General features: G+C 71.0%; 11 protein-coding genes. 2 read left to right on the forward strand and 9 right to left on the reverse strand.

All coding sequences use genetic code 11. The features are described 5' to 3' along the window. Nucleotides 1–518: 518 nt before the first annotated feature. The 6 genes from ACFWV3_RS08665 to glmS all read right to left on the reverse strand — a co-directional run bounded on the left by ACFWV3_RS08665 (nt 519) and on the right by glmS (nt 7,066). On the reverse strand, nt 519–854 hold the full coding sequence (locus ACFWV3_RS08665; protein WP_382409826.1) for a hypothetical protein: 336 nt from the start codon (nt 852–854) through the stop codon (nt 519–521). A 62-nt stretch (nt 855–916) separates the two neighbouring features. Further along, nucleotides 917–1,378 carry a tRNA (adenosine(37)-N6)-threonylcarbamoyltransferase complex ATPase subunit type 1 TsaE gene (gene tsaE, locus ACFWV3_RS08670; RefSeq protein WP_382409828.1) on the reverse strand — a complete coding sequence of 154 codons (462 nt, stop codon included), beginning with the start codon at nt 1,376–1,378 and terminating at the stop codon, nt 917–919. Next, the gene (locus ACFWV3_RS08675; RefSeq protein WP_382409830.1) at nt 1,375–2,472 is read right to left on the reverse strand and encodes an alpha/beta fold hydrolase; all 1,098 of its coding nucleotides are present in this window, start codon (nt 2,470–2,472) and stop codon (nt 1,375–1,377) included. Before ACFWV3_RS08675 ends, tsaE begins: the two co-directional genes overlap by 4 nt. Continuing rightward, nucleotides 2,469–3,554 (reverse strand): alanine racemase, encoded by a 1,086-nt coding sequence (gene alr / locus ACFWV3_RS08680; protein ID WP_382409832.1) that lies wholly within the window; start codon nt 3,552–3,554, stop codon nt 2,469–2,471. The genes ACFWV3_RS08675 and alr overlap by 4 nt, the downstream gene beginning before the upstream one ends. 269 nt (nt 3,555–3,823) lie before the next feature. Next, entirely contained in the window at nt 3,824–5,206 is a 1,383-nt protein-coding gene (locus ACFWV3_RS08685; protein WP_382409834.1) for an NAD(P)H-hydrate dehydratase, read from the reverse strand. Then, complete coding sequence (gene glmS / locus ACFWV3_RS08690) at nt 5,207–7,066, reverse strand: glutamine--fructose-6-phosphate transaminase (isomerizing) (protein ID WP_382409836.1); 1,860 nt, start codon at nt 7,064–7,066, stop codon at nt 5,207–5,209. Between the two features lie 133 nt (nt 7,067–7,199). Between glmS and ACFWV3_RS08695 the strand changes: the two genes are divergently transcribed. Both ACFWV3_RS08695 and ACFWV3_RS08700 read left to right on the forward strand, forming a co-directional pair. Beyond that, the gene (locus ACFWV3_RS08695; RefSeq protein ID WP_382409838.1) at nt 7,200–8,027 is read left to right on the forward strand and encodes a dienelactone hydrolase family protein; all 828 of its coding nucleotides are present in this window, start codon (nt 7,200–7,202) and stop codon (nt 8,025–8,027) included. A 10-nt stretch (nt 8,028–8,037) separates the two neighbouring features. Continuing rightward, entirely contained in the window at nt 8,038–8,667 is a 630-nt protein-coding gene (locus tag ACFWV3_RS08700) for a hypothetical protein (RefSeq protein WP_382409840.1), read from the forward strand. A 66-nt stretch (nt 8,668–8,733) separates the two neighbouring features. Here the strand turns inward: ACFWV3_RS08700 and ACFWV3_RS08705 are convergent, their stop codons facing one another. From ACFWV3_RS08705 to ACFWV3_RS08715, 3 genes are read right to left on the reverse strand one after another with little or no spacing between them, the layout of a single operon-like run. Continuing rightward, a complete protein-coding gene (locus ACFWV3_RS08705) occupies nt 8,734–9,240 on the reverse strand; it encodes a hypothetical protein (RefSeq protein WP_382409842.1) in 507 nt (168 codons plus the stop codon). Continuing rightward, the gene (locus ACFWV3_RS08710) at nt 9,237–11,957 is read right to left on the reverse strand and encodes a hypothetical protein (protein ID WP_382409844.1); all 2,721 of its coding nucleotides are present in this window, start codon (nt 11,955–11,957) and stop codon (nt 9,237–9,239) included. The genes ACFWV3_RS08705 and ACFWV3_RS08710 overlap by 4 nt, the downstream gene beginning before the upstream one ends. 6 nt (nt 11,958–11,963) lie before the next feature. Then, a complete protein-coding gene (locus tag ACFWV3_RS08715; protein WP_382409846.1) occupies nt 11,964–12,269 on the reverse strand; it encodes a type VII secretion target in 306 nt (101 codons plus the stop codon). Nucleotides 12,270–12,305: the final 36 nt, after the last annotated feature.

A 12,305-nucleotide genomic window follows, 5' to 3' on the forward strand; every position in this document is an offset into this window, starting at 1 on the left:
TTCAAGGGGGGGGTCGGGGGGGTTCGGGGGGGGGAAGCACCGAAACCACTGGCTGGGAGGAAAGGCGGGGGGGAGGGAAGGAGGGTTTGTTCGCCCCCCCCCGCGACGTTCAAGAGGAACGCGAGCCCGCGCCCCCGACAGGGCCCGCACTCCACAGATGCCCACGCCCCCACTGCAAGCGCACGCCCGCTACAAGCCTCCACTCACAGCGAGCACACGCCCGCCACGAGCAATCGCCCAGCACGAGGCCCCACTCACCACGAGCACACCCCCAACACGAGCAATCGCCCGGCACGAGCGCACGCCAGCGACGAGCAATCGCCCGGTGCGAGCGCACGCCAGCGGCGAGCTAGCGCTCATGCGAGTTCGCGCCGGTCGTCCGGTCACCCGCTCACGCCGAAATCGGCGAAGCCCATTTCGGCGTGAGCGAGTCGGCCGGACGACCGGCTAGAAGCGAACTCGCCGTCCCGCCGAAGGCGGGACAGAAAAACACAGCGGGACAGAAAACACAGCCAAGATCAGCTATTACCGTTGCACGCCACGTAAGACGGGTTGTGGTCGACCGTGAAGATCTCCAGCGGGCCGTTCCACTGCCACGGCGCGACGCAGGCGTTGTTCAGGACGCTGATGTCCGAACCGCCGTCGGTGTGGTTGTCGTTGCACGCGGCGTAGCCGGGGGCGTGGTCCTCGTGCAGCAGCGAGAGCGGGCCGTTCCACTGCCACGGCGCCGCGCAGAGGTTGTCGGCGACGCTGATGCCACCATCGCGGTCGTGCTCACCGGCGGAGGCGGGGGCCGCCGCGGCGAGCAGGGCAGCACCGATGACGGCGGTCGCGAAGAGCGTCTTCTTGATCATGAGTCGTGCATCGGGCGGCGGCGGTTTGTCCTTTATGGACATTCACCTCATGGGCTGGAACTTCACACCGGCAGGGTACGAGCGGCCCATTCGCCGTGCGGGATCAGCTGAGCCGTGCGAACGTCGTCGGCTCCGCGTTCGAGGCGGATCAGGAGATGATCCTCGTTGAGGCGCTCGGCGACGCCCTCGCCCCACTCGACCGCGACGACGGCGTCGACCAGGTCGGTGTCCAGGTCGAGGTCGTCCAGCTCGTCCAGGTGGCCGCCGAGCCGGTAGGCGTCGACGTGCACCAGCCGCACGCCCCTGCCGTCCTCGGCGGGCTCGTGGACGCGCGCGACGACGAACGTCGGCGAGGACACCCGGCCCTGCACGCCCAGGCCGCGCGCGAGACCGCGCACGAACGCCGTCTTGCCCGCGCCCAACGGTCCCGCGAGCAGCAGCAGGTCGCCCGCCCGCACGACTTCACCCAGCTTGCGGCCGAACTCCTCGGTGTCCTCCACCAGGGGCAGTTCGACGGTCTTCACGCTCGGCGCCACCACTTCTTCCGACTTCCTCCGCGATCGGTCGCGCAGCGTTCGACGAGCGCGACCAGGTGGTCGTTGACGAGGTCAGCCTGCTCCATCATCACCATGTGCCCGGCACCGGGGGCCCTCACGAGGGTGGCGTGGGGCATCTCCTCGGCCATCCGCTCGGCGTGCGAGAACGGCGTGAGCTTGTCCGCGTCGCCGCTGAGGATCAGCACCTCGCAGTGCCGCAGACCGGCCAGCGCCTTGTAGCGGTCGTGCGTGCCGAGGGTCTCCAGGAACTCGGTGAGCACCTTCACCGACGTCCCGTTGATCATCTGCTCCATCAGGTCCACGAGGGACGGCGCCACCTTGCGGTCGCCGAACGCCCCCAGGCGGATCCCGCTCCACGTCAGGCTCTTCGCGCTCCTGCGGACCCACTCGACGAGACCGGGCTGCACGCCCGCGAGCCGGCCGACGCCCAGCGTCACGGGGTTGTACCGCGACAGCACGGACTTCGGCAGCCCCGCGCCACCGACGGCACCGGCGGCCGTGCCGATCAACGCGACGCCGCGCACCCGTTCCTCGAAGAGCTCCGGCTGCTTCTCGGCCAGCGCCATGATCGTCATGCCGCCCATCGAGTGGCCGACGAGCACGAGCGGGCCGTCCGGCGCGATCGAGCGGATCACCGAGTCGAGGTCGAGCGCGAGCTGGTCGATCGTGCTGTTCTCGGCCGACGACCGCCCCGACCGCCCGTGGCTGCGCTGGTCGTAGAGCACCTGGTGGACGCGCGGGTCGATCAGCTCGGCGAGGTCGCGGCGCTGGAAGTGCCAGCAGCGGCGGTCCAGCGCGAACCCGTGCACCAGCACGACGGTGATGTCCGGCTCGCCACCGTCGGCGGGGTCGACCTCCTCGACGGAGATGGGCACGCCGTCCTCCGCGGCGACCGTCGACTCGCGGTCGGGCCGCAGCTGGCCGAGAGGCTCCTCGGCGAGGCTGTCGGTAGCGGTCTTGCGCTCGTGCGAGACCTTCGCGGTCTGGGCCACGGCCGCACCGGCCACGACGGCACCGACCGCGCCGCCGACCCACCCGACGACCTTCCACACCGGCTTCACGTGTAGATCCTCCGCACCCGCGGCCGGTACATCCCGCAGACGATCTCGTAGTCGATCGTCCCGGTCAGCTCCGCCCACTCCGTCGCCGTCGGCTCCCCCCGGCTCCCGTCGCCGAACAGGACGACCTCCGCACCCTCCGCGACCTGGTCGTCCCCGCAGTCCACGACGACCTGGTCCATGCACACACGGCCGACCACCGGACGGCGCCTGCCCTCCAGCAGCACCTCCATCCGGCCGGAGAGCGCCCTCGGGACACCGTCCGCATAGCCCGCCGGCACCAGTGCCAGCGTCGTGTCCTGCTGCGCGGTCCATGTCATCCCGTAGGAGACGGACTCACCCGCGGGGATACGTTTGGTGAGCGCCACGCGCGACCGGAAGCTCATGACGGGCCGCAGGTCGTGGTCGGTCGGCACGGGGTTGAGGCCGTAGATCGCGATGCCGGGCCGCACGAGGTCGAAGTGCAGGTCGGGCCTGGTCAGCAGGGCCGCGGAGTTGGCGATGTGCCGCTTCGGGTCGAGGCCGTGGGCCCTCGCGACCTCGTAGGCGTCGTCGAACCGCTTGGCCTGCAGGTCGATGGACGGGTCGCCGATCACGTCGGCGGACGCGAGGTGCGACCAGATGGCGACGACCTCGTGCTTGCTCGCCGCCTCGACCAGCTCGGGCCAGTCGTGCGGCTGGCACCCGTTGCGGCTCAGCCCGGTGTCGATCTTGAGGTGCAGCCGCGGCCGCGCGTCGGCCTCCCGCGCCGCCTCCTCGACCCTGCGCAGGTCGGAGAGCGACGAGACGGACATGTCGACGTCCGCGGCGATGCCGGCGGCGAGGTCCTCGTCCGGAGCGTCGAGCCAGGCCAGGATGGGTGCCTGGATGCGCGCCTGCCGCAGCGTCAGCGCCTCCTGCGTGGAACAGGAACCGAGCCAGGTCGCGCCGGCCTCGAGGGCGGCGCGCGCCACCTCCACGGCGCCGTGGCCGTAGCCGTCCGCCTTGACGACGGCCATCGTGTCGGAGGCAGGGGCCAGGCCGGCGAGCAGCGCGACGTTGTGCCGCAGCGCGCCGAGGTCGACGACAACTTCTGAGCGAGCCATAACCTGTTCATCGTTCCACAGCAGCCGCGAACAGGGACTATGGCGCAACTCGCATCCGTCCGGGTTTCACCGAACGCGAAGCGCGCACCGCTGCGGCCTCGGCGACTGGAGGGTCGACCCCGCCGTCCTCCAGGCCGTCGTCGCCCACTCCTCCACCGACGCGCTGATCACCACCGCGGCCGGGGAATGCGGCTCGACCGCTGGCTGCCCACCAGGACGTTCGAGCTTGTCGTGCACGGCTTCGACGTCGCCGCGGGCTTCTCGGTGGTCTAGCGGGCCGTGAGGCTCCTGATCGCGTCCGGGATCCCGCTCATCAACCCGGACGCGGGCACGGGCGCCCCGTCGGCCGCCAGTTCGGATGCCAGCACGTGCGCGTACGCCGCGTACCCGGCGGCCAGGAACGGGTCCAGCCCGCTCGCGAGCAGCGCGCCGATGATCCCGGACAGCACGTCACCCGACCCGGCGGTCGCGGGCCAGGACGACGTCGCCGAGTTCACCAGCGCCCGGCCGTCCGGCGCGGCCACGACCGTGCGGTGGCCCTTGAGCAGCACCACGGCGTCGAAGCGCTGGGCCGCCTTGCGCGCCGCCGCGACCCGGTCGGCGCCGACCGGACCGGCCAGGCGTTCGAACTCGCGGTCGTGCGGGGTCAGCACCAGGGCCGAGTCGGGGTCGCGGGCGTCCCACAGCCGCGGATTCTGTGCCAGCAGCGTGATGGCGTCGGCGTCGGCGACCACCGGGACGTTCGCGTCCAGCACGAACCGCAGCACCTCGGCCGACGAGTTGCCGGTGCCCGTGCCGGGGCCGACGACCCACGCCTGGACGCGGCCCGCGTCGGTGATCGAACCGGTGCAGATGGTCTCGGGCCAGCGGGCGCGGATCGCGTCGGCCGCGGGTCCGGCGTAGCGGACCATGCCCGAGGTCGCGAGCACGGCGGCGCCGGTCGAGAGCACCGCGGCGCCGGGGTAGGTGGAGCTGCCGGCGGCCACGCCCGTGACGCCCTGGGTGTACTTGTCGTCGGTGGGTCCCGGCAGGGGCCAGGCGATGTCGGACCGGTCGAGCAGCACGAAGTCGGGATCTCTCGGCCGCAGTCCGATGTCGACCAAGTGCACCTCGCCGCAGTCCGCCAGCGCGTGCACGGGCTTGAGGCAGCCGAACGTGACGGTGGTGTGCGCGCGGACGTGCGGACCGGAGATCTCGCCGGTGTCGGGGTCGATGCCGGACGGCAGGTCCACGGCCAGGATCGGAGCGGAGACGGACTCGACCAACGACGCCGCGTCCGGGCGCAGCGGCCCGCGTGCCGACAGGCCCACGATCCCGTCGATCACCAGGTCCGGGGTGCCGACCGACGACACGACCCGTCCACCGGCGCGACGGAACGCCGCGAGTCCCTCGGCGTGCGCCTTCTCCGACGCGAGCAGCACCGCGGCCACCGCGACCCCGCGGCGGCGCAGGAAGTACCCGGCCCACAGGGCGTCGCCGCCGTTGTTGCCCGCGCCCACGAGCAACGTGACGCGGCGGCGGCCCTGCAGGAGCCTCAGGGCGTGGGTGGCCACACCGAACGCGGCCTTGCGCATCAACGAGCCCGGCGGGACGACCGCCATGAGCTCCTCTTCAGCGGACTTGACGCGCTCGGTGTGCCAGACGCCTCTCACTCACTCGACGGTAACGGACTTGGCCAAGTTGCGAGGCTTGTCGACGTCGTAGCCGCGGGCGGTCGCGATCTCGGCCGCGAGCACCTGCAACGGGATCGTCGAGATCAGCGGCTGCAGCAGCGTCGGAACCGCCGGGACCTCGATCAGGTGGTCGGCGAACGGGCGCACGGTCTCGTCGCCCTCCTCCGCGATCACGATCGTGCGAGCGCCGCGGGCCTGGATCTCGCTGATGTTCGACACCAGCTTCGAGTGCAGGACGGCACGGCCCTTCGGCGACGGCATGACGACGACGACCGGCAGGCCCTCCTCGATCAGCGCGATCGGGCCGTGCTTGAGCTCGCCGGCCGCGAAGCCCTCGGCGTGCATGTACGCGAGCTCCTTGAGCTTCAACGCCCCTTCGAGGGCCACCGGGTAGCCGACGTGGCGGCCGAGGAACAGCACCGCCTTCGAGTCGGCGAGCTCCCGGCCCAGCGCCTTGACCTGGTCGATGGTCCCGAGCACGCGCCGCACGGCGTCGGGCATGGCCTCGAGCTCGTGGAACTCGCGGGCGACCTCGTCCGGGTACTTGGTGCCGCGGGCCTGCGCGAGGGCCAGGCCCACCAGGTAGTTCGCGGCGATCTGGGCGAGGAACGCCTTCGTCGACGCGACACCGATCTCCGGGCCGGCGTGCGTGTAGAGCACGGCGTCGGACTCGCGCGGGATCTGCGCGCCGTTGGTGTTGCAGACGGCCAGGACGCGGGCCTTCTGCGCACGGGCGTGGCGCACGGCCTCCAGCGTGTCCGCGGTCTCGCCGGACTGCGACACGGCGACGACGAGCGTGTCGCGGTCGAGCACCGGGTCGCGGTAGCGGAACTCCGACGCCAGCTCGACCTCGACGGGCAGGCGGGTCCAGTGCTCGATCGCGTACTTCGCGACGAGACCGGAGTGGTAGGCGGAACCGCAGGCGACGACGAAGACCTTGTCGACGTCGCGCAGGTCCTGGTCGGAGAGGCGCTGCTCGTCGAGGACGATCCTGCCGTTCGCGAAGTGGCCGCGCAGCGTGTTCGCCAGCGCCTCCGGCTGCTCCTCGATCTCCTTGAGCATGAAGTACTCGTGGCCGCCCTTCTCAGCGGCGCTGAGGTCCCAGTTCACCGTGAACGGCTTGGCCTCGGCGGGCACGCCGTCGAAGTCCAGGACCTCATAGCCGTCGCGGGTCAGCACGACCATCTGGTCCTGGCCCAGCTCGACGGCTTCCTTGGTGTGCGCGATGAACGCGGCGACGTCGCTCGCGACGAAGTACTCGTTCTCGCCGACCCCGACGACCAGCGGCGAGTTGCGGCGCGCGGCGACCACCTGGTCGGGCTCGTCGGCGTGCGTGATCACGAGCGTGAACGCGCCCTCGAGCCTGCGCGCGACCTTGCGCACGCTGGCGGGCAGGTCGCCCTTCGTGTCGCCCTCGGCGTAGGCGAACGCGACGAGGTGCGCGACCGTCTCGGTGTCGGTGTCCGACGCCATCTCGACGCCGAGCCCCTCGAGCTCACCGCGCAGCGCGAGGAAGTTCTCGATGATGCCGTTGTGCACCACGGCGACGCGGTTGGACGCGTCGCGGTGCGGGTGCGAGTTCCTGTCGACAGGCGCGCCGTGCGTCGCCCACCGGGTGTGGCCCATGCCGACGGTGCCCGCGAAGTTGTCGCGACCCACCTCGTCGAGCCTCGTCTCCAGGTTCTGCAGACGACCCGCCTTGCGTTCGACGGCGAGATCACCGCCCGCCACGACCGCGACGCCTGCCGAGTCGTAACCCCGGTACTCGAGCCGCCTCAGCCCGTCCAGCACGACGTCGAGCGCCGACTGGTGACCCACGTAACCCACGATTCCGCACACGCAAAACAGACTAGCTAGACCACGCCGCTAACCCTAATGAGTGAGCGACGAGCATCACCGCAGGTCAGCGACACGAGTGGTGTAGACCAATCTCCGGTGTGGGGCGGACGACCCGATCGACTACGGTTCACCCATGGCTCGCCGCGTGATCACGCTGACCGCGAAACAGGCCCTCGAGCAGCTCAGCAGGCCCGGCCCGCACCCCGTGCTGCGCGGCGACCTGGCGCTCGTCGGCCTGCCGGGCGTGATCTTCACGCCGCAGTCCGGGCTGGGCCTGCCGGCCGTCGCGTTCGGGCACGGCTGGATGCAGCCCGTACGCCGCTACCACGGCCTTTTGCGGCACCTTGCCTCGTGGGGCCTGGTCGCCGCCGCACCCGCCGTGGAGCGCGGCCCGCTGCTGTCGTCGCGGGTCCTCGCCGCGAACCTGATGACCACGCTGGACGTCTGCACCGGCGTGCGGCTCGGCGAGGGCGAGATCAGCGTCGACCCGGCCAGGCTCGCACTGGCCGGGCACTCGATGGGCGGTGGCGCCGCGGTGCTGGCCGCGTCCACTTCGGACCGCGTCAGGGCCGTTGTGACTTTGGCCGCAACGGAGACGCGGCCGTCCGCGCTCGACGCGGCCCGCGAGGTCCGCGTGCCCGGCCTGCACCTGGCCGCGGGCGAGGACCGCATCGCACCGCCCGTCGGCCACTCCGAGGCGATCGCCCAGGCGTGGGGCGGGCCCGTGCAGTTCCGGTTGCTGCCCAAGGCTTCGCACCTCGGGTTCACCGAGGGCAGGCACTGGAGCGAGCTCATGCTGGACGGCAGCTCCGAGCGCGGGTCGCACAAGCTCGGCCGCGCGTTCGTGACGGCGTTCCTGCTGCGCGTGCTGACCGGCGACAAGACGTACGACGAGCTGCTCGACGGCGACCTGAAGGCCGCGAACCTCGTCTTCCAGCGGGAAGCGCTGAGCACCCGCTAGGTTGCTCGGCGTGATGCCGGGAGCGCAGAACCAGGGCTGGCACCAGAACCAGCCGCAGCAGCAGTGGGGTCCGCCGCCGCAGCCACCGAGAGGTGGCAGCTTCGCCATGGCCGTCGTCGTCGCGGTGGGCGCGGCCGGGGTCGCCGTGTTCTGGGTGGTCCTGGGGCTGAAGGGGCTGCTCGGCAAGCGGCTGCACGACGTCGACCCCGAGGGCACCGCGGCCCGGCTGGCGAAGACGGGCGGCAACGGCGACCTGCTGGTGCCGCTGAGCGTCGCCGGCAACGTCCTGGACCTGCTCGCCGCGGTGGCGCTGGTCGTGGGCGCGCTGCTGATCGTGCTGCGCAAGAAGCCCGGCTCGTTCATCGTCGCCGGATCCGTCGTCCTGGCGGTGCTCGCCGTGGCGTGCCGGATCGTCTACTACATGCAGCTCGACTGGAGCACGCCGAGCGAGCCGTACATCGCGGCCGCGCTCACGCTCGTCGTCGGGGTGCTCGCCATCCTGCCACCGGTGACCGGCGCACTGCGTCCCGCCGTGCCGCAGTCCGGCCACCCGCAGCAGCAGTTCCCACCGCAGCAGCCGCCGCCCGGTTACGGCCCGCCCCAGGGACCGCCGCCGCACGGCTACGGCCCGCCGCGCTGACAGGCATGAGAACGCCCCCGGACCGCGTGGTCCGGGGGCGTTCCCCGTCTTCAGAGCAGGCACATCTCAGGACAGCCAGCTCTGGTTGCTCAGGTCGTCGTCATCGTCGACCGGCGGGCGCGGGCGCCGCGGCGGCGGAGGCTGGCGGACCGGCGGCGGTGGAGGCGGCTGTGGCGGCTGCTGCACGACCGGCGGCTGCCGCACCGGTGCCTGCGGTGCCGGGTTCGTTCCGCGCATGAAGGCCTCGGACGCGGCGCGCATCTCGCGCTGCTGCCGTTCCTTCTCGATCTGCGCGAGCTCCTCGGCGAGGTCGTCGTGCGGAGCCGCGGTCTCGTCCTCCAGCCCGAACGAGAGCTCCTTGTTCTTCTGCTGGCCCTCGCCGCGCTGGTTGCGGGCCATCTCGCGGAGCCGCGCGGTGAGCCGCTGCTTGCGGTCCGCGAACTTGTCGTGGCTCTCCTGCGTCGCCTTGGTGGACTCGTCGAACTTCTGCCGCGCGTCCGACATGCGCGCGGAGTGCTCCGACTCGATGCCGGAGAGCTTCGCCTTGAACGCGGCGAGGTCGAGATCGCTCACCAGCTACCTCCCCGGTTCCCGTCGTCCCCGCTCAGCACGCCGTGGGCGCCGCTCAGCGGGTTGTTGTCCTCGTCGAACAGCGATCCGGTGGTGCGCCACTGGCTCGCGCCGCGCTCGGAGTCGCCGCCCTGCTGACCACCGCCGGCGCCACCGCCCATCATGCCGCCCCCCATCATCCCGCCGCCCATCATGCCGCCGGACGCGGCACCGGACGTGGGCTGGCCGTGGGCGTCCTGCAGCGACGGCAGGTTCGCCGACCCCGCCTGACCGGCCTCGGAGGCGTTGGTGTCGAACGAGCCGCCGTTGTCGCTCTGCGACGGCGTGCTCCAGGCGCTGTCTGCCTGGGACGACCCGAGCACCGACTCGCCGGAGGAACCGCCGCCGGTGAACGAGACGCCGGACGTCATCGTGCTGTCCGACGAGGCCGCGTGCAGCGGGCCCTCCGCGGAGATCCTGGGCTCGCCGAGGCTCGGCATGATGCCGTTGTCCTCGATGAACCTGCGGGCCATCGAGTCCTGGAAGCGCTCGGCGACGTTCGGCGCGCTGTCCTGGCCGGGCGGGCTCCAGACCTGCTCCGCGGCCTGGGCCGGCATCGTCTGGAAGTCCGCCTGCGCGGGCATCGCCTGGAACTCGCCCTGCGCCGGCATGGTCTGGAAGCCCGCCTGGGCCGTCTCGAACTCGCGCCCGACCGCCTGCGGGAAGTCGCTGTCGCGCAGGTTCAGCGGCTGGCCGACGTCGCCGGACCAGGCCGTGCCCGTGGCGCCGCCGCCACCACCGTTACCGCCACCGCCGCCGTGGGCCGCGGGGTTCTCGTCCTCGCCGAAGGCCACGCCGATCTGGTCGGGCGTGCCGTCGCCGTTGTCCGCGGTCAGGCTGATCTCACCGGTCTGGGCGTTGACCTCGGCGGTGAAGCTGACGCCGTCCTGCTCGATGTGGATCTTGCCGTCGGCGCCGACCTCGACCGGGATCGGGTTCGACTCCGAGCCCAGCGGTCCACCGGCGACGACGCGCTCGCCGGCCATGCCCGCGGCGGGTGCGGCACCGGTCGCCGGGCCGCCCGTGGCCGTCGTGCCGGTGAGCTGGTTCGCCATGGCCGTGATGGCCTGCGTGCCGTTCTGGCCCATCAGCGCCTTGGCGGCCTCGGGGTTCTTGCTGAAGTCGAGGTCGTAGGTCTTCGGCTCGCCCTTCGGCGTGTCGATGGTCATCTTCACGTGCCCGTTCGAGTCGGGCTCCGTGACCTTGATCGTGTTGTCGCCGGCCTTGACCGTGACGGACTCGAGGTTCTCCTCCGGCTTCGGCTGCTGGTTGTCCGGCTTGCCGTCGCCGTCGAGGTCGTCGGGCTTGCCGTCGCCGTCGGTGTCACCGGGCACGTCCGGCTTGCCGTCGCCGTCCTTGTCGAGGCCGGTCTCGGGCTTGCCGATCTCCGGCATGCCGCCACCGCCACCGCCGCCACCGGGCGGGGTCCCGCCGCCGCCACCGCCGCCACCACCGGGCGGAGTGCCGCCGCCACCGCCGCCGTTGTTCTTGCCGCCGCCCCCGGTGCTGTCCCCCGGCTTGTCGGCGGGCTTCTCCTGCTGGGCGGGCTCGAACGGCTTGGTGTTGACCTTGTCGAGCTCGGCGCCGAGCGCGTTCCACGCGTCGTCGACGGACTTCTTGGTGTTCTTGCAGAGCTCGACGAAGTTCTTGTACTTGGTGCTGACGTCGTTGTGGAACGTGGTCTGCAGCCACTCGCGGCAGCCCTTGCGGACCTCGCCCTTCCACACGTCGTCGTCGCACGCGCCGTCGTCGACCTTGATGCCGACGTGCCCGGCGGCACGCTTGAGCAGGCCCTCGTCCTCGCTGTCCGCCGCCTGCACGACCTCGCGGATCTGCGGCGGCGTCTTGCCTGCGATGTCGAACGGGCTGCCCACGCCGTTGAGGACCGTGTTCGCCTTGTCGTTGACCAGCTGCGACACCGTGTGGCACGCCATGCGCGTCGCGTCGGCGATGTGGTTCACACCGTCGGCGACGGCGGCGGCCTTCTTCGAGAAGTCGCCGACGAACGCGCGCGAGTTGTCCGCGGCCTTGCCGTCCCACGAGGACCACAGCTTCGACATCGACTTCTCGGAGTCGGACTGCTGCGTGCGCAGGTCGGTGGAGACCTGCCGCATCTCGACGATGTCCTCGTCGATCTTGTGGAAGTCGATGTCGCGCTGCTCTTCGTAGAGCGTCTTGACGTTGTTGTAGTCGGTGTTGACGTCCGAACCGACGCCGATGACCGACTTCGCCTCCGCGTAGACCGGGAGGAAGTTCTCGAAGTACTTCAGGCCGGGCATGCCCGCGTCGAGCAGCTGGTTCGAGTTGGCGACACCGGCGCCGCCGTCGGCAGCGCGCTGTGCGGACTGGTCGAGGACGTCCTGACCGGACTTCTTCGAGTTGTTGTAGTCGTCGATCTTCTTCTGGCCGGCCTCGCCCGACTTCTTGGCCTCGTCGTAGGCCTTGTCCAGGCGGTCGTCCGAGCTGTCCGACCAGGGCATCGAGTCCTTGAACGCCTGCCACTGACCGTCTCCCCAGGAGACGTCGTAGTCGTCCAGATAGGTCTCGAGCTCGTCGTTGAACGTGCCGAACGGGTTGTCCCTGGCCTCGGTGGCGTAGTACGCCTCGAGCAGCGCCTTCTTCTGGTCGATCGGGACTTCGGGGTTGTCGCAGAGCTTCTTGACTTCTTCCCAGCTGGGCATCCGCGACTACCTTCCCTGCTTGTTCACGTTGGCGGCGTTGGCCTCGTCGGTCCACTCGTAGCCGTTCGCGGACTCGCGGAGCTTGTCCGAGAGACCCTTCATCGCGGCGGAGTAGGCACCGATCGCCTCGGCGATCTTCGGAAGGCCGGCTTTGTACTTGGCGCCGCCTGCGGTGTGCGCGCGACCGAAGTCCTTCTCGCTCACGGCACTCGCGGTGATCTTCGCCTTGTAGTTCTCGATCTCGGTCGCGATGCCCTGGATGGTCGTCGCGGACGACATCATTTCGCCAGCGTTCGCCTGAAAGCCAGACATGTGCTCCTGCCTCCCCTAGTCCCCCATCTGACGCAG

Source organism: Lentzea sp. NPDC059081 (assembly GCF_042738015.1).
In the GTDB taxonomy this organism is placed as follows: Bacteria; Actinomycetota; Actinomycetes; order Mycobacteriales; family Pseudonocardiaceae; genus Lentzea.